Raw genomic sequence first — 16,724 nt, 5'->3', positions numbered from 1 at the left:
TTTCACCTCTCTTTATTTATACGCTAATTATTTGCATTTTGCAACTATTTGATTCAACTATTTTTTTATTGATCCTTTTAGCTTATTAAAAGCAGCCATGAAATTTCGGTGAGTTTGCTCGCCATAATAACACGCTTCTCCTTTAAAAAAGTTGGTTTCAATGAAATCTTTTGCCTTTTCCAACCCAGGTTCACGAGAAGCTAAAACCAGCTTGAAATAAGCATCAAAATAACCAACAGACAATACGCTTGAATGGTTCACTGTCATAATCCTCCTACCCCCTAATTGTTTAAAGTAATTTCTCCATAGCCATCACATCGACAAATTCCCCGTCTAAAATCCCCTGGTTCTTAAACACTCCCACTTCGCGATACCCCCGTTTTTGGTACAATCCTTGACCCATCTGGTTAAAGGGAAAAGTGAATAACACAATTTTATTGAAGTCATTTTCTTTTGCGAGCTTTTCGATGGATTGCAGCAATAAACAGCCAATCCCTTTTCCTCGATGATCTCTTGAGATATAAACGGATAAGTCAGCAACCCCTTTATAAGCATCGCGGCTGTTATACGGATTCAAGGAAGCCCATCCAACGATTTCCCCTTCTTGGTCAGCGACAATTACCTTAAAGCGTCCGATGTGTTTGGCGAACCACTCCTCCATGTAGGCTTGATCCTTCAGTTCTGTTTCTAACGTGGCAATTCTATCCTCAATCCCTTGATTGTAAATTTCTTTGATGGAATCTATGTCCGCTGCCATCGCTTCACGAATGATCATACCTTTCCCCTTCTCCTTTCACTTGTAAACATTATTTATTACAAATATTCTATATCCAATTTATAACACCAACATTTGCAAGTTGCAAGTATAATTTATGAAATTCACATTTTAAGTGATACAAACATTACGTTTTCGAAAAGTCATTTGTGGCGTTCCTCGTCTTTGCATTTTCCTAATCGAATCACACTACCGTTAGGCTTTTATGATTCATATTTGTTTATATGCAAAAAAACCTCAGCAAATGCCGAGGTTTTATAAAATCAATTGATAGTGCACTTCAGGGTTTATTTCAAACTACGGTTCAAGAAAGCTTTCGTTCGCTCGAACTGGGGGTTTGTAAACAACTCTGTCGGATCACCTGATTCGATAATTTCCCCATTATCCATGAAAATGGCCCTGTTTGCTACTTCCTTTGCAAACCCCATCTCATGCGTCACCACAATCATAGTCATTTGCTCTTCAGCTAGATCCTTCATTACTTCTAGTACTTCACCGGTCAATTCAGGATCCAAAGCCGAAGTGGGCTCATCAAACAGCAGGATTTCTGGATTCATCATAAGTGCCCTTGCAATGGCTACTCTTTGTTTTTGTCCGCCCGAAAGATTCTCCGGGTAAGCTGTCTCCCGGTCAGAAAGACCAACCTTCTCCAAGAGCTCCCTGCTTTGCTTGTGAAGCTCTGTGTTTGTCCCCTTTTTCGCCATTCTGGGGGCGACTTCTAGATTTTCTTTAACAGTTAGGTGCGGGAAGAGATTAAAATGTTGGAAGACCATCCCCATTTTGGAGGTGATTTGCTTGATCTCTTGCGGTTTCGAGTAGATGCCATCCCTCACCAGATAATCTCCGGATATACAGATGCTACCTTCGTTGATTTCTTCGAGATAAATCAAACTGCGGAGCATCGTGCTTTTTCCTGAACCGGAGGGGCCGATTATTGCAACCACATCGTTCTTATTTACATCAAAAGTAAATTGTTTTAATACATCAAGTTTGTCATATGACTTTTTGAGGTTAGTTACTTCAATTATAGCCACATTCCCCACCCCTTCTTATTCAAATTTGAACCTTCGTTCTAGAAATTTAAAGAATACTGTTAAAATGAGCGTCATGATTAAGTAAATGATACCTGCTAAGAAAAATGGAACAATTGTAAAGTCACGATTCACTGCTGTCTGCGCAAAGTGTAATAGTTCCGGTACAGCAACTGCATAGAGCAGAGCAGTATCCTTAACAAGTGTCACCGATTCATTGGAAACGGCCGGAAGCGCCACGCGGAACATTTGAGGCAGAATGATTTTCCTCATTGTCTGCCATTTAGTCAAACCCAATACTTGGGATGCCTCATATTGGCCTTTATCAATAGCGAGAAGACCTCCTCGGAAAATCTCGGCATAATAGGCAGCATAATTTAAAATAAAGCCCAAACATGCAGCTACAAAGCGATCCAAAACCATATATTCGCCAATCACGGGAATCATCGGAAGCCCGAAACAGATAAATAGCAATTGAAGCAACAGCGGTGTACCGCGCATCAAGTAAATATAGGTATGGGCAAGCCAGGCTAAAGGCTTGATCTTGCTTCTTACAGCCAGAGTTAGCAAGAAGCCCAAAGGAATGGACAAGACTATGGCGATCAAAAATAAGAGGACCGTCATCTGTGCCCCTTCGAGCATAGGCTTAAGTATTGATAAAATATAATCTGCGGACATGAATGGATTCCCCCAAAAACAAAACAGGGTTTCCATAGGAAATCCTGTTTGCTTAATATTGTACGTTCAATTACTTTAATACCTTATTTTCCCCGAACCATTTCTCAGAGATTTTAGCGGCAGTGCCGTCCTCATTCAGTTCATCAAGTGCACCTTGAAGCTGCTTCAGAAGATCTTCATTCCCTTTTTTCACGCCTACTCCATATTCCTCTGGTACAAGCGACTCATCAAGAATTTTAAAGGTTTCTTTTTCTTTTGACATGTAATATTTAATAACAACTTCATCAATGACGACAGCATCAACACGGCCAGATTTAAGGTCACTTAGAGCCAATACGTTATCGGAGAATTCCGTGATCGTCTTGATTTTAGATTGAATCGGATTAGCATTCAATGCATCTGATGCGGAAGAAAGCGATTGAAGGCCCACTACTTTTCCTTTTAAATCATCCAGTTTAGTAAGCTTCGAATCTTCACGTGTTACAACCACCTGTGCATTTTTTAAATAGGGCTTTGTAAAAAGAACCTTCTCTTTACGCTCATCCGTAATTGTGTACCCATTCCAAATGAGGTCTATACGACCACTGCTTAGTTCGGATTCTTTTGTTTTCCAGTCGATGGGTTGAAATTTAACCTTTACCCCCATTTTTTCTGCAGCAGCTTTAGCATAGTCAATATCAAAACCAGTGATTTTGTTATTCTCATCTCGGAATCCCATGGGGGCAAATTTATCGTCGATGCCAATCACCAGCGTGTTATCTTTCTCCTCCTGTTTGGAAGAACATGCTGCAAGTAGTGAAAATACAGCTACTATCGTCAGCATAATTGTCGCTATTCGTTTCATATTAAAAACCACCTTTGGCTTTAGTATTACTCTGTTTACTTTAGTTTACTAATGTATTAGAGTGATGAAATATCGTAATATAAAGTTAACACAATTTTAAAATGCATGTCAACGGAATTATTTAGTGTATTAGCATACTAAAGTATTTGTTTTTTCCCTGAATTAAAATATCACTTTTCCCCCATTTAATACCAGTTAGATATCTCCTTTCTAACTTCGTATATATAACAAAAAAAGACCGATGGGAACATATCACCCATAAGTCTGTCTAGTAAATAAATGTAGTTAAAATCTTTTAACAAGATTGTAGGAAGTTAACCCGGCAGTCTTTTCTGATTTTCCCCCTAATTGATATGAGTTTAAAAAAAGATGACTCTTGTTCAATACAGAAATCATCTTTTTCAACCTGCCTAGGCTTTTTTAAACTGTCCTTTACAAAGGGTACATTTCATAACAGATTGAGGGCTTTATGGGTACGTGTAAATAAACGACAAATTGACAGAATACAATTGTCTATTATTTCGTACACCACTCCTTTCCGCTAAGAGTTCGGTGTGCATTCTAGGTAGGTCTCCTGGCTTTTAGATCAACGCACTCCATCGTCTTCCCCAACTATATTGTTGAGTGACATAAATGATAGAGAACTCCTTAATTACAGTGGCGGGACCGCTCGGGACTTACACCCGATTCCCTATCATCCCTTGTTTCTCAAGGGCACCTAGTTTGCAAAATAATATTTTAACTCATTATATTAATTATACTTAGAAATTAACATCATATTTTTTATTCAATGAAAATAGGTGAAGAAGTATAAAAAACCCTTTCTGCATACTTTCTTGAAAAACATTTGCTAAAATAAAGCATCAATTAATTGAAAGGAGCTATCATGTACGACTTCCTAAATAAAATTAGCCTATTTTTCTCTGATCCAGTCTTACAATTGACGAATAGTTCAATAGCCTTTCCTCTTATCGGTGCCTTACTATTAGGGATCCTCGGTTCCTTAGCACCCTGTCAGATTACTGGGAATTTCACTTCTATAGCCTATTTTGGAAATAAAGCAGTGGGGAAAAAAGCCCCTTGGGTGGAAATATCCTTATTCATCCTGGGAAAACTATTGGTATATTCCCTCTTTGGAGTTTTAATTTGGTTATTAGGAAGAGAGTTTCAATCTACCTTAACCACCTATTTCGCATATTTTCGCAAAAGCATTGGATTCTTAAACATAATTGTTGGCCTTTTTCTATTAGGTTATTTAAAATTCATTTGGATTTCGCATCTTTTTAAGTGGAGAGGATTCCGGAATTCAAACGGGAAATTAGGAGCCCTTTTATTAGGCATAAGCTATTCAATCGCCTTTTGCCCAACTATGTTTGTCCTATTTTTTGTACAACTTATGCCTTTAGTATTATCTAATACATATGGTTTTGCCTTGACACCGATTTTTGGGATTGGGACTGCTTTACCCCTTATTATCACCCTATTATTAATTTGGAGTTTTGGAGCAGAGGGTTATTTAATAAAAAAAAGGAAGAAGTTTGGCAATACCGTTCAAAAATGTGCAGGGGCGGTTATCATCATTATAGGTCTTCTCGATATCGTCACGTATTGGTAGATTACAATTAAAATAAATAAAAGCCAGTCTCTTAAAAAAGAACTGGCCGTTATTACTATTACATTCTTTTTGCTCCTAAATATCTCTGTTTCCAATAACTATTATCCATGGAGGAAATGCCTACACCTGATGAGGAGCTGTGTATGAATTGATTATCCCCGATGTATATACCCGCATGGGAGGCACCAGGTTTGTAGGTTTCATAAAAGACTAGGTCCCCAACTTGTGGTTTGGATACCTTTGTCCCCTTCTTATAAATTTCCGCTACCGTTCTTGGCAAAGTGATATCTGTACTTTTTTCGAATACGTACTTTAGGAATCCGCTGCAATCAAAACCTTTTGGTGTACTCCCGCCCCAAACATACGGTACATTCATATATTTTTTTGCTTCCTTCACTAACGCTGCAGATTTATTACTTGTATTATTCACATTAGCTACCTTGGTTGTCTGCTTTTTTACGCCCAATGCTTTATACGTATTCGGACCTACAATTCCGTCAGCTTTTAAGCCTTTGCTTTTTTGAAACTTTACTACCGCACCTTTAGTAACCGTCCCAAAGTAGGTAGTGGTATCTGTTTTAAAATATCCCTTTTTCTTTAAATTCTCTTGTAATTGTTTCACATCTGTATGTGTCATTCCACTTTTTAATGTACGATCTCCTAATGCAGCATTACTGACCAATGGATTTGATAGTAACAATCCCGTCACTACAACTGACGCTATAATTTTTTTCATTTTCTATTTTTCCCCCGATTAAGTTCTTTTTTTATTATTCTATCATCCTTAAGTGATACCTGAATTTACATTATCGTTACAAAATTATGCAGAATGTGTGCACAAATGACAAAACACCTATAATAACCCAAAATTCTCCCAAAAAACGATATGACAATTGTGCACCATAAAATTAATTACAATTTTTATGTAAACTCCTTATTTTCTACATATTTTGTTGTTATGTTTCTTGTAGTTCCTTAAAAATTTTCAAGGAAGCTCAAAATAACAATAGGTAGGTGGATTTTATGTGCGGTTTTGTTGGGTGTGTTCATAACGAGCCTAAAGCCATACATTCTGATATAAAGGAAAAGTTGAAAAAGATGAATAACATCATTACCCATAGAGGCCCAGATGATGAAGGGTATTTTTTCGATGAATTTGTGAATTTTGGCTTTAGAAGATTAAGCATCATCGATATAGATAACGGAAACCAGCCCCTCTCATATGAAAATGAAAGATACTGGATTATCTTCAATGGCGAAATTTATAATTATATTGAGCTAAGGAAGGAATTAGTCGATAATGGCCACGAATTTACGACAGATTCTGATACCGAAGTCATTATAGCCCTCTATAGTAGTATAAAGGAGCAATCCGTTCGTAAACTGCGTGGGATGTTCGCTTTTGTCATTTGGGACAAAGAAGAAGAAAAACTTTTTGGTGCAAGGGATCACTTTGGGATAAAACCCTTTTTCTATTGTGAGCAAGATGAAACTACTTACTTTGCGTCCGAGAAAAAAAGTATTCTTACGGCAATCAGTGAAGAGTTAGACGTAGATTCTTTACAACATTATCTTAGTTTCCAATATGTACCGGAGCCTGCAACGCTTACAAAATCGATAAAAAAGCTACCACCTGGACATTTTTTCACTAAAAAACCCGGGGAAAAAATGGACATAAAAAAATACTGGAAACCGAATTTCCAACCCACAAATATGAGAGATTCCAAATTAATTAAAGAAGTCCAAGATACCTTGCTCGACTCAGTAAACGTACATATGAGGAGTGATGTTCCAGTTGGTTCCTTCTTATCTGGAGGAATCGATTCTTCATTTATCGTTTCAATTGCGAAACAGATTAATCCTAAAATTAAAACCTTTTCGGTAGGTTTTGAAAGAGAAGGTTATAGCGAAATAAACGTTGCAGAAGAAACGGCCAACGCTCTAAATGTAGAAAATATTAGTTATGTAATAACCCCTGAAGAATTTCTTGCTGAGCTACCAAAAATCATATGGCATATGGACGATCCTTTAGCTGATCCTGCGGCTGTACCTTTGTACTTTGTAGCGCGGGAAGCAAGGAAACAAGTCAAGGTTGCTTTGTCCGGTGAAGGTGCAGATGAATTGTTCGGCGGTTATAACATATATAGGGAACCTCAATCCCTTCGCATGTTTTCCTATATTCCGTCTCCAGTAAAACATGTTTTAAAAGCCCTCTCCTCAGCACTTCCAGAAGGAGTGAAAGGAAAGAGCTTTATAGAACGAGGGGTTACACCCTTAGAAGAACGGTATATCGGAAACGCAAATATGTTTGATGAAAAAGAGAAAAAACTTTTGCTTGTGAATTATATAAACAATTTAGAGAATGAAAAAGTGACGGGTTCCATTTATTCTAGTTCTTTAGATTATGACGCCATTACAAAAATGCAAAATATTGATATTCATACATGGCTAAAGGGAGACATTTTACTAAAAGCCGATAAAATGTCCATGGCAAACTCCCTAGAAGTGAGAGTACCCTTTTTGGACAAACATGTCTTTAATATCGCATCAAAAGTTTGCAGCCATCAAAAAGTTCGGAATGGCACGACTAAATATATCCTCCGTAAAGCTGCAGAAGGTATAGTTCCAGAGCATGTATGGAGCAGAAAGAAACTAGGTTTCCCTGTCCCCATCCGCCATTGGTTGAAAGCAGAACTTTATGATTGGGCCATACAGTTAATTCATAATAGCCCTACTGACTATATTTTTAACAAACAGGAAATCCTAAAACTATTGGACAATCATGTTCAAAACAAAATGGACAATAGCCGTAAATTGTGGACCATTTTAATCTTTATGGTATGGCATCAAATTTATGTTGAACATTTATATGACTTTAACCTATCCAGACAAAAGATTGAGCAATTAGCAACGAACTGATCATTTCTTATTGTGGGTGCCTACGATACAACAGCATATGCGGTTACCTACACTCCGACTACCGGAGGACCAAAAGTGAAAAATCATAAATGGGTTATAGAAAGTAAACTTTCAGCTAATAATTGAGCATAGAGTTTGTTATGAAAGATAAAATATGATTAAATAACGAGTGTTTAGATGAAAAGTGGGATCGCTGGTTGATTCCTCTTTTTTTATTGTGCTTAAAGGTACAGCAAGCCTATGAAATTTCTAAAAAAAGATCATCGTACCTCATCAAGTAAATTGGTTAAAATCTGATTTCGATGATATCTTTTTTTTTAGCAATCAATTTAACATATCATAATAAAAAAAGACTAAACGATTTGTTTAGCCATACACTTATTTCTATACTTCTATTGGAAGGGTAATGATAAATTCAGTCCCTTGTCCAACTGCACTATTAACTTCAATCGTCCCTCCCAATACGTTGACCAATTCCCTAACGATAGCAAGTCCAAGACCAGTACCCCCCATTTGCCTAGATCGAGATTTTTCTACTCGATAAAACCGTTCGAAAATAAAGGGCAAATCATTTGGAGGTATCCCTATTCCTGAGTCTTTGATAGTGATTATGACGAAATCCTTATTTGCACGAGAAGTAATAACAATTCCCCCATGATTTGTGTATCTTATAGAATTTTCGATAAGGTTAGTTAAGATTTGTTCTAATCTCATCCCATCAGATAAAATCATTTTCAAATGTTTACCGGGTTCATATTTCAAAATAACATTTTTCTTATTTGCGCTCAGTTTGGACCTGTTCAGGACCCCCTCAATTAATTCCTCGACATCAATCCATTCTTTGTATAATTCAATCTTGTTTTCTTCCATTTTTGACAGTTCAAATAAGTCATTAATAAGAAGTGTCAATCTCGAGGCTTCATTCTCTATAATAGCTAGGTACTCTTCCTTTTCCTGGTCATTATTGTATAGATTTTTTCTTATCACCGACGCATAACCAGATAAATAAGATATAGGGGTTCTAAGCTCATGAGAGATATTCGCTAAAAATTCACTTCTATTCGTCCGATATTCCTTTAGTTCTATGGCAAGGTCATTAATGGCTTGAGCAAGCGATCCAATTTCATCGTTAGAAGTTTTTTTGATATTTATATTAAGATCGCCTTTTGAGATCCTTCTTGTTATCTTTTCCATATCAATAAGAGGCTTCGATAGCTTCTTGGATACAAAGAAAGTAAAACCTGCAGCAAGCAGTAATGCACCTAAAATTGCAATAACAAGGTAAGTCCTTAATTTATGAATCGAATCATGAATGGAATCTAAAGAGGAGAATACAAAAACTCCACCTTCAAAATTTTCATTAATTATAATTGGGCGTCCGGATAAAAAATAATAATTTTTAGTTTTGGGATCCACATAATCCTGGTGAATTTTATTCGTTTTTTTAATCTTAGACAACAAGTCAGGGTTAAAACCCTCCCCTTTTTCATAGAGATTGGAGGTTGTAAGAACCTTTCCAGCTTTATCGACGATCACTAATTCAGTTTTTGTATGATTCGCCATTTTTTCGTATAGTCCCAATTCGTTTTGATCATCGAGATATGAAATGGAGTTTATGATGTCTAAAGAAACTTCATCAATATATTCATGAGTTTGACCATAATAAAAACCGAAAAATATTCTATCTATTACATAGCCTAAGGGCACTAAAATAAACATAAATAAAATCATTATAGTAATGCCTAACTTACTCCCTATACTATTAATTTTGATTTTCTTCATGGCTTGCCCATATCCTCAAATTTATAGCCAATTCCCCAAACTGTCTTTATTGGGTTTGATTTGCACTGAGTTTCCCTTAACTTCACTCGGATGTTCTTAATGTGAGTATCCACTGTTCGAAACTCACGCTCATCATGTATTCCCCATATTTTGTCAAGCAATAATTCACGAGTAAAAATTTGAGTTGAATTACTAGCCAATAGCCACAATAAATCAAACTCCTTTGGAGTGAATTCCACTATTTCACCCTCTATTTTAACTCTCCTGCTTTCATAATGGATTTCTAAACCACTAGAAATTATTACTTGCTCTTTTGGCTCAATGGTTTGTTTTACTATTGACCTTCGTATTAATGCATGAACACGTGCTGCCAATTCCTCAAATGCAAAAGGTTTAACTAGATAATCATCTGCCCCTATCTCTAATCCACGAACTTTATCTTTCAATTCATTCCTTGCTGTTAGCATTAAAATCGGTATATTATATTTTTCTCTAATAATTTCACACATTTCCCAACCACTGATATACGGCATCATAATATCTAAGATAATTAAATCAAATGATTGCTTATCTAGGCATTTTAATGCCTCATGCCCATTGTCCGAAACGACAATATTATAATTATTAGATAAATGTATCTTTATTAGATTTAACATATTCCATTCATCATCAACAACTAATACATTTCTTTTCATTCTAATGACCCTCCAAAGGAATATTGCGTTTTTTAGCAGAGATGGAATAAATCATAGGTCATGGATCCTTCCTTTTAACAACATTCTAAAAGGACGCATTATAGTATCCCTATAATTCATTTACAAGTGACTCCTTAAAAAAAAGTTACCATTTCGATTATATAAAAAATTCATGCAGAAAATATGGAGATTTAGTAAGTTCTTTTACTGTTCCTCCTATAATCAAAATCTATTGATTAAAGATTTCCTAAATAAATATTACCAAGGAAGCTTTCTAACTCTACTGGTTCCGGTTGCTCGAATTACGAAAGAAGATAGCATTTGAAGAACAAGTCAAACAAATGCTTGTTTCATCTTGTCAAAAAGCTAACCATACTACTATTAAGATGTTAAGAAGTGCATAAAAAAACCTCTATGTAGGAGGTTTTACTACTTCAATTCAATGTTTTTTAAACCAAAACTCCAATGCCTCCATTGGCTCTTCTCTTGTATGTGCATAATATAATTTCACATCACTTGGTTGGTAGAGGGGAGAACGAATTTGAATTTAAATTGTTTATCTGTATGTAAATCAAAAATTTGCGGTTCTAATTGAGGGTGATATTCTTTTCCAGCCCAATAATGTACTTCTCCATTAAAAATTTCCAATCCATATCTTTGTAGTCTTTTACCCTATTTCGTTTTACGTTGGAGACTTTTTTTATTTTCTGGAACATAGAACACGAGAAAATCCGAAGGAAATCTATTCGCATCAAAACTTTCTTTCCACCTGCCCTCCACAAAGTATGTTTCATTTTCTGTATGAACAAAAAATTCTAAAGAATCAGGTGTTGTATGATACGACGTTTGATAAACAAAATATCCAAAAAAAGTGAAAACTGTTAGCAAAGGACTTAATAAAATTATCGATAATATCCTTTTTCTCTTCCAAAGACGAGTTCCTCCAAAAATACAGCCAATAATGATAATCATTGCAAAAAGAGGACATATAAATTTCCCCTTTAAAGATTTTATTAATGAATATATTGTAATTTTACCACGATTAATACGAATTCCTTTAAATGTGAAAATTTATCTCTACTAGCAACAATCTTTAAGAAAACAGCCACTTAAAAAGAGACACTGGTACAATCACCAATGTCTCTCCAAGCTTTATAGCTTAACTCTTTGCAAACGAAGTGCATTTAATATGACCGACACAGAACTGAATGCCATTGCGGCACCTGCTAGCCAAGGGGCAAGTAGCCCAATCGCTGCTATTGGAATCCCTAATGTGTTATAGGCAAAGGCCCAAAACAGATTTTGTCTAATATTCCTCATCGTTTTCCGGCTCATTAGTATAGCGTCCGCTATACTGTTCAAATCTCCACGAATCAAGGTAATATCAGCAGCTTCCATGGCTACGTCTGTACCCGTACCAATCGCCATACCGATATCGGCTAGAGCAAGAGCAGGGGCATCATTAATTCCATCTCCAACCATTGCGACCTTTTTGCCTGTAGCCTGAAGCTTTTTCACTTCCTCCGCTTTTCCTTCCGGAAGTACTTCAGCAATGACATGGTCGATACCTACCTGTTTGCCAATTGCCATTGCAGTACGCTCGTTATCACCAGTTATCATAATGACATCAATGTCCATCTCTTTTAATCGATCTATGGCTTTTTTAGAGGTGTCTTTAATCGTATCAGCAACTGCAATCAGACCAGCATATTTTCCATCAATGCTGGCTAGCATTGCAGTCTTCCCATTTGCTTCTAAGTCTTCCATATCAGTTAAGACCTTTGACACATCCACGTTATATTGCTTCATAAGTTTTCGAGTCCCTACCAAGATCTCTTTTTGATTGACTCTCGTTTTAACCCCATACCCTGGAATCGCCTCAAATTCCTGAACGAGGCTAAGGGATATACCCCTTTCTTGTATTCCTTGAACAATCGCCTCGGCAAGTGGGTGTTCAGATTGTTTTTCAGCTGCCCCTATTAAGGATAGGAATTCCTCTTCATTTATTCCATTATCCACAATAACATCTGTCAATTCTGGTTTACCATTTGTAACTGTTCCTGTCTTATCTAAGATGACAGTATCAATATGGTGGGTAGTTTCAAGGTGTTCCCCACCTTTAAAAAGAATACCGAATTCTGCTGCACGTCCTGAACCAGCCATAATCGAAGTCGGAGTTGCAAGTCCTAAGGCACACGGACAAGCTATGACAAGAACTGCAATCAAAGCTTCGAGAGCAGGTGTAAACTCTCCAGGATTGACCCAAATGAGCCAAACAAGAAATGTCAAAAAGGCAATGCCGACGACAATCGGTACGAAAACTCCAGAAATTTGGTCCGCAAGCCTTTGTATAGGGGCCTTGGAGCCTTGGGCATCTTCCACAACTTTAATGATTTGGGAAAGAGCCGTGTCTCTGCCAATTTTAGTGGCTTTCATTTTTATAAAACCATTTTTATTCAGGGTTGAACCTATAACGGCATCTCCTAGACTTTTATCTACCGGAAGGCTTTCTCCAGTCAACATGGATTCGTCGACGGCAGAATTCCCTTCAATTACCTCTCCATCTACCGGTATTTTTTCACCCGGCTTCACCAAAAGTATATCTCCTACGATAACTTCTTCAAGCGGGATTTCAAGTTCTTCCCCATTCCTTATTACCAAGGCTGTTTTAGCTTGCAGTCCCATGAGCTTCTTAATCGCTTCAGAAGATCGTCCTTTTGCTTTTGCCTCGAAAAGCTTACCTAAGATAATAAGCGTGATGAGTATGGAACTTGTTTCAAAGTATAGTTGTGCCATATGATGATTCCCAATGGAAATAAAGGCCTGATAGACACTGTAAAAATAAGCGGCCGATGTCCCCATAGCGACCAATACATCCATATTGGCACTCTTATTCCTAAGCGCTTTGAAAGCACCCACATAGAATTGCTTACCAATAAAAAATTGTACGGGTGATGCCAGCGCCATTTGTACCCAAGGATTCATGAGAAAATCCGGCAGGTATATAAATGATGTAAAACTAAAATGACTTACCATCGCCCATAACAACGGGAATGACAAAATAACGGAGAAAATAAATTTTCTTTTTTGTTTTTGGATTTCTTTATGACGATAGTCAACAGAACTCTTATTATCATCCTTAATAATTGCCCCGTATCCCAACTTTTCCACTCGTTGAATAATATCTATAGGGGAAGTTTGGGAAGGATCATATTCAACCGTGGCATTTTCAAGCGCAAGGTTCACATTTGCCTTGGATATTCCATCCATTTTATTTAGACCCTTTTCAATCCTTGTTGCACACGCTGCACAGGTCATCCCTGTAATGGCAAACTCCTTTTTCTCTTTGACTACATCATAGCCTAAATCCCGAATTTTTTTTTCGAAATCCTGAGCGTTCACCTTTTCTGCGTCATATTTAATGACTGACTTCTCAAGGGCTAAATTGACATTGGCTTCTTCTACACCCTCCATTTTTTTTAACCCTTTTTCGATTCGTGTTGCACAAGCGGCACAAGTCATTCCTGTAATTTGCAAACTTGTTTCCTTTATATCATTACTCATTTGTTTTCACCTCTTCATACCATATGGGGGTATATTTTTTTGTAAAAAAGAGTGCTAAAAAGCACTCTTACAACTTATTTAACTTCGTAGCCTTGGTCATCGATTGTTTCTTTTATTTTTTCGAGGGAAACTTTTTCATTATCAAAAGAGACATCAACTGTTCCTGCTTCTAAATGTACTTTTACACTTTCTACACCGGTAAGCTTTCCTACATTTCCCTCAACAGCATTCACACAATGACCACATGACATTCCACTTACATTCAATGTTACATTTTCCATTTCATTCACTTCTCCTTTATTTTTTCATTAGTTTTTGTATGGTTACTAATACCTCATCAATAACTTCTGTATCTCCCTCATTAAGTCGGTCGACTACACAATTTTTCATATGTCCTTCTAATAATATCTTTGCTACGCCATTTAGTGCGCTTTGAGTGGCTGCAATTTGAGTAATAACGTCATCACAATAGGTATCCTTTTCAATAAGACCTTTTATACCACGTATTTGTCCTTCAATCCGATTTAGACGGGTAGTTAAATTCTTTTTTACTGCTTCTGAGTGATGACTTTTTCTTTCAGAAGTGGGGGATACACAGCATTCATCGTCAACCGGATAAACATTTTCCTTCATCTCTTTATCCATATCTCGACCTCCTTGAATACAATATACCATACCCCACCACCCTATGCAATGAGTAAACATATTGTTACTAAATTTTTTACTCTTTTAATATTTGCTTCTTGAGATTATCTATTCCATACTTATTAATAAATTTGGGAGGCTTCTCTTTTTTTCATTTTTCCTATATATGGAAATTACTTTTTGTACACTAATTAATAGCTCCTGATTGGAAATGCACTCACTGAATAAAAGGCCTTTGCATCGATACCTTTTGCTTTACCACTCCCAAATACACTTCATATGTATCTTTCCTTTTTATCCTTTGCAAAAATTACAGGTTCGACTGCTTTTAACATTCTAATTCTTCGACTATTCTTTCTAGCTGTCGTTCTTTTACCTTCTTTTCGCCCTTCTTGTACAACATAACCTACCTTCCTATAATAATCTTCTTAGGTCCTTGTTTTCTTAAGGAAAAAGAGCTTATCCATTTAAGGTATAAGCTCTTTTGATTGGTTCGAATATGTCATTTTGACTAAACATTATTCAGCAGGTAATAATTCACTCTCTGTTACCCATTTATGGTTTTCAACTACTTCACCGCCGGTTGTCGGAGTGTAATCGACCATATAAACAGTGCTTTTTTCGACTGAGTCAATTTCAGCTTTTGCTCCCTTCATCCCATTCATATGATCTGCCTCTAATATAACTTCCGATCCAGGTTTAAAAGTTTTTTCCCCCGCATCTTTAATATCTTCCTGAATGACCCATTTGTGATTTTCCACTCTTTTTCCACCAGTTGTTGGATTAAATGAAACAGCATAAATCGACGTGTCATAGGCACCGACAATCGTTGCTTTTGCATCCTTCATGCCTTCCATGTGATCTGCGTTGATAATCGCTTTACTTCCAACTTCATAGGTTGGATTTTTTGCCAATTTCATACCTTCGGGAACATCTCCTGAGTCGTCCATGTTCATATTGCTATGATCCATGCCTTCCATGTTCCCATTGCTTTCTGTTTTCTCCGTGCTTTCTTTGTTTCCTGATTTTTCATCATTTGCATTAGAGCAGGCACCCAGTACTAAGATAAGGGCTGCAAATAACGATAAGATGGTGGACTTTTTCATTCTTTTTTTCAACATGTAAATGATTCCTCCTTTGGCTTTAGACAATATGATACCAATAAATTGTGCAGAAATTGTGGAGCACGCTCATGAAAATGGTTAACGGAATACCTTACTCTGTTTCCCCATTTGATAGAATTTCATTCCACTTCTTCTCCTGCCCTTCGCTAACAAACACATCATTCTTTGTGGTTACCATCATCATTTCGCCTTCTTTCAAAGGGTTCGCCTCTAGGTAAATCGGTATGTTTTCTTTATCCAATGAAGGGGCAACTAGTGAAGAATCCCTTTTATCGTTCAAACTGATTTCATGAAGGCTCACTTTGTCATTTTCAAGCATGGAATAGACCATGGAATCTTCCTTAAAGGTTAATGAAGTCACCGTCGACGTTGTCGGGATTAGGGAAAAGTCCTTTCCATAGTTTTTAGATAAAAAGACTCCTTCCTCTCCATAAATGGCCATCATGTTATCCCTTGATGGATGAATATCAAGGCCCCCAATTTTGGTAGAAGTCATACCGTTGAGCTCTAATTGTGTCCAGTCTTCCCCTTTATTTTTGGAATAAAAAAAGCCTGGTCCCATTTTTGAATTTTGAGCTTCATTATATGTATAAACAGTACCGGTTTCATAACTGGCCCCTAAGTAATGAAAGTCCGTTTCTCCATAGAAAGCAAGCTTTTCCAGACTTTCCCCTTTATCCGTACTTTTCACAAGACCTAAGGGATTTTTTAAATCTGAACCCTCTTCAGGGTGCCCACTTGAATAGAAACCGTCTTTTATTGTCTGGAACCCCATGTAATCGTGATTGTTACGTGATGTTTTGTACCAGGACCCATCCCTATATTCAAATGGCCCCCCATGGGTTGCTATAACTGGGGTTCCCTCTTTACTCCAGTATCCCGCTCCATGGATATGTTCAATTGTTTCATTCTCAGCTTTAATAAAATACTCCTTTGGCTCATCATTTGAACAGGCTGCTAGAAGTAAGTTTATAGATGTGAAAGATAATAAGCCCCATTTTAAGTGTTTCAATGGTATCCTCTCCTGTCTAATTTGTACCTTTTTTATGTTT

The 16,724-nt window shown here is 36.9% G+C and carries 15 protein-coding genes, 1 pseudogene and 1 riboswitch; of the genes and pseudogenes, 3 read left to right on the top strand and 13 right to left on the bottom strand.

From position 1 onward, the window contains the following. Positions 1-57 precede the first annotated feature (57 nt). The 5 genes from AC1DIV_RS05240 to AC1DIV_RS05220 form a co-directional block, all read right to left on the bottom strand. Complete coding sequence (locus AC1DIV_RS05240; protein WP_340876979.1) at positions 58-267, bottom strand: hypothetical protein; 210 nt, start codon at positions 265-267, stop codon at positions 58-60. Between the two features lie 22 nt (positions 268-289). Further along, positions 290-775: an arsinothricin resistance N-acetyltransferase ArsN1 family A gene (locus AC1DIV_RS05235; RefSeq protein WP_340876981.1), complete on the bottom strand. Its 486-nt coding sequence runs from the start codon at positions 773-775 to the stop codon at positions 290-292. Between the two features lie 287 nt (positions 776-1,062). Then, positions 1,063-1,809, bottom strand: coding sequence for an amino acid ABC transporter ATP-binding protein (locus AC1DIV_RS05230; RefSeq protein ID WP_340876982.1), 747 nt, complete (start codon positions 1,807-1,809; stop codon positions 1,063-1,065). A 15-nt stretch (positions 1,810-1,824) separates the two neighbouring features. Next, positions 1,825-2,484, bottom strand: coding sequence for an amino acid ABC transporter permease (locus tag AC1DIV_RS05225; RefSeq protein ID WP_095395590.1), 660 nt, complete (start codon positions 2,482-2,484; stop codon positions 1,825-1,827). Between the two features lie 70 nt (positions 2,485-2,554). Further along, entirely contained in the window at positions 2,555-3,328 is a 774-nt protein-coding gene (locus tag AC1DIV_RS05220) for an amino acid ABC transporter substrate-binding protein (protein WP_340876983.1), read from the bottom strand. 547 nt (positions 3,329-3,875) lie between these two features. Beyond that, positions 3,876-4,065, bottom strand: a riboswitch (cobalamin riboswitch). 149 nt (positions 4,066-4,214) lie between these two features. On the opposite strand from AC1DIV_RS05220, the gene AC1DIV_RS05215 reads away from it, so the two are divergent. Continuing rightward, on the top strand, positions 4,215-4,943 hold the full coding sequence (locus tag AC1DIV_RS05215) for an urease accessory protein UreH domain-containing protein (RefSeq protein ID WP_477575921.1): 729 nt from the start codon (positions 4,215-4,217) through the stop codon (positions 4,941-4,943). A 58-nt stretch (positions 4,944-5,001) separates the two neighbouring features. Here AC1DIV_RS05215 and AC1DIV_RS05210 read toward each other — a convergent pair whose 3' ends face one another. Further along, on the bottom strand, positions 5,002-5,679 hold the full coding sequence (locus AC1DIV_RS05210) for a C40 family peptidase (RefSeq protein ID WP_336864839.1): 678 nt from the start codon (positions 5,677-5,679) through the stop codon (positions 5,002-5,004). A 287-nt stretch (positions 5,680-5,966) separates the two neighbouring features. On the opposite strand from AC1DIV_RS05210, the gene asnB reads away from it, so the two are divergent. Both asnB and AC1DIV_RS05200 read left to right on the top strand, forming a co-directional pair. Further along, positions 5,967-7,862: an asparagine synthase (glutamine-hydrolyzing) gene (asnB, locus tag AC1DIV_RS05205; RefSeq protein WP_340876985.1), complete on the top strand. Its 1,896-nt coding sequence runs from the start codon at positions 5,967-5,969 to the stop codon at positions 7,860-7,862. A 9-nt stretch (positions 7,863-7,871) separates the two neighbouring features. After that, positions 7,872-7,973 (top strand): annotated as a pseudogene (locus AC1DIV_RS05200) (DUF1541 domain-containing protein); the annotation flags it as partial. A gap of 273 nt (positions 7,974-8,246) precedes the next feature. Here the strand turns inward: AC1DIV_RS05200 and AC1DIV_RS05195 are convergent. From AC1DIV_RS05195 to AC1DIV_RS05165, 7 genes are all read right to left on the bottom strand, one after another. Next, the gene (locus tag AC1DIV_RS05195; protein WP_340876986.1) at positions 8,247-9,644 is read right to left on the bottom strand and encodes a HAMP domain-containing sensor histidine kinase; all 1,398 of its coding nucleotides are present in this window, start codon (positions 9,642-9,644) and stop codon (positions 8,247-8,249) included. Then, positions 9,641-10,339 (bottom strand): response regulator transcription factor, encoded by a 699-nt coding sequence (locus AC1DIV_RS05190; protein WP_161923101.1) that lies wholly within the window; start codon positions 10,337-10,339, stop codon positions 9,641-9,643. The genes AC1DIV_RS05195 and AC1DIV_RS05190 overlap by 4 nt, the downstream gene beginning before the upstream one ends. Before the next feature lie 1,152 nt (positions 10,340-11,491). Further along, a complete protein-coding gene (locus tag AC1DIV_RS05185; protein WP_336864845.1) occupies positions 11,492-13,903 on the bottom strand; it encodes a heavy metal translocating P-type ATPase in 2,412 nt (803 codons plus the stop codon). Positions 13,904-13,977: 74 nt separating this feature from the next. Next, positions 13,978-14,184 (bottom strand): copper chaperone CopZ, encoded by a 207-nt coding sequence (copZ, locus tag AC1DIV_RS05180; RefSeq protein WP_336864847.1) that lies wholly within the window; start codon positions 14,182-14,184, stop codon positions 13,978-13,980. Between the two features lie 16 nt (positions 14,185-14,200). Then, complete coding sequence (locus AC1DIV_RS05175; RefSeq protein ID WP_419721591.1) at positions 14,201-14,536, bottom strand: metal-sensitive transcriptional regulator; 336 nt, start codon at positions 14,534-14,536, stop codon at positions 14,201-14,203. Positions 14,537-15,066: 530 nt separating this feature from the next. Next, complete coding sequence (locus AC1DIV_RS05170; protein ID WP_336864850.1) at positions 15,067-15,669, bottom strand: YdhK family protein; 603 nt, start codon at positions 15,667-15,669, stop codon at positions 15,067-15,069. Between the two features lie 94 nt (positions 15,670-15,763). Continuing rightward, the gene (locus AC1DIV_RS05165; RefSeq protein ID WP_336864852.1) at positions 15,764-16,684 is read right to left on the bottom strand and encodes a F510_1955 family glycosylhydrolase; all 921 of its coding nucleotides are present in this window, start codon (positions 16,682-16,684) and stop codon (positions 15,764-15,766) included. Positions 16,685-16,724 lie beyond the last annotated feature (40 nt).

The organism is Peribacillus sp. 05N428 (assembly GCF_056397085.1).
Note: the sequence above shows the minus strand (reverse complement) of the source record. Positions and strands in the feature narration are given on the sequence as shown.

What these genes read in the sequence shown, in the direction of transcription:
- AC1DIV_RS05240 (WP_340876979.1), bottom strand. Translation starts at nt 267, where the DNA reads ATGACAGTGAACCATTCAAGCGTATTGTCTGTTGGTTATTTTGATGCT.
- AC1DIV_RS05235 (WP_340876981.1), bottom strand. Translation starts at nt 775, where the DNA reads ATGATCATTCGTGAAGCGATGGCAGCGGACATAGATTCCATCAAAGAA.
- AC1DIV_RS05225 (WP_095395590.1), bottom strand. Translation starts at nt 2,484, where the DNA reads ATGTCCGCAGATTATATTTTATCAATACTTAAGCCTATGCTCGAAGGG.
- AC1DIV_RS05220 (WP_340876983.1), bottom strand. Translation starts at nt 3,328, where the DNA reads ATGAAACGAATAGCGACAATTATGCTGACGATAGTAGCTGTATTTTCA.
- AC1DIV_RS05215 (WP_477575921.1), top strand. Translation starts at nt 4,215, where the DNA reads ATGTACGACTTCCTAAATAAAATTAGCCTATTTTTCTCTGATCCAGTC.
- AC1DIV_RS05210 (WP_336864839.1), bottom strand. Translation starts at nt 5,679, where the DNA reads ATGAAAAAAATTATAGCGTCAGTTGTAGTGACGGGATTGTTACTATCA.
- asnB (WP_340876985.1), top strand. Translation starts at nt 5,967, where the DNA reads ATGTGCGGTTTTGTTGGGTGTGTTCATAACGAGCCTAAAGCCATACAT.
- AC1DIV_RS05195 (WP_340876986.1), bottom strand. Translation starts at nt 9,644, where the DNA reads ATGAAGAAAATCAAAATTAATAGTATAGGGAGTAAGTTAGGCATTACT.
- AC1DIV_RS05190 (WP_161923101.1), bottom strand. Translation starts at nt 10,339, where the DNA reads ATGAAAAGAAATGTATTAGTTGTTGATGATGAATGGAATATGTTAAAT.
- AC1DIV_RS05185 (WP_336864845.1), bottom strand. Translation starts at nt 13,903, where the DNA reads ATGAGTAATGATATAAAGGAAACAAGTTTGCAAATTACAGGAATGACT.
- copZ (WP_336864847.1), bottom strand. Translation starts at nt 14,184, where the DNA reads ATGGAAAATGTAACATTGAATGTAAGTGGAATGTCATGTGGTCATTGT.
- AC1DIV_RS05175 (WP_419721591.1), bottom strand. Translation starts at nt 14,536, where the DNA reads ATGAAGGAAAATGTTTATCCGGTTGACGATGAATGCTGTGTATCCCCC.
- AC1DIV_RS05170 (WP_336864850.1), bottom strand. Translation starts at nt 15,669, where the DNA reads ATGTTGAAAAAAAGAATGAAAAAGTCCACCATCTTATCGTTATTTGCA.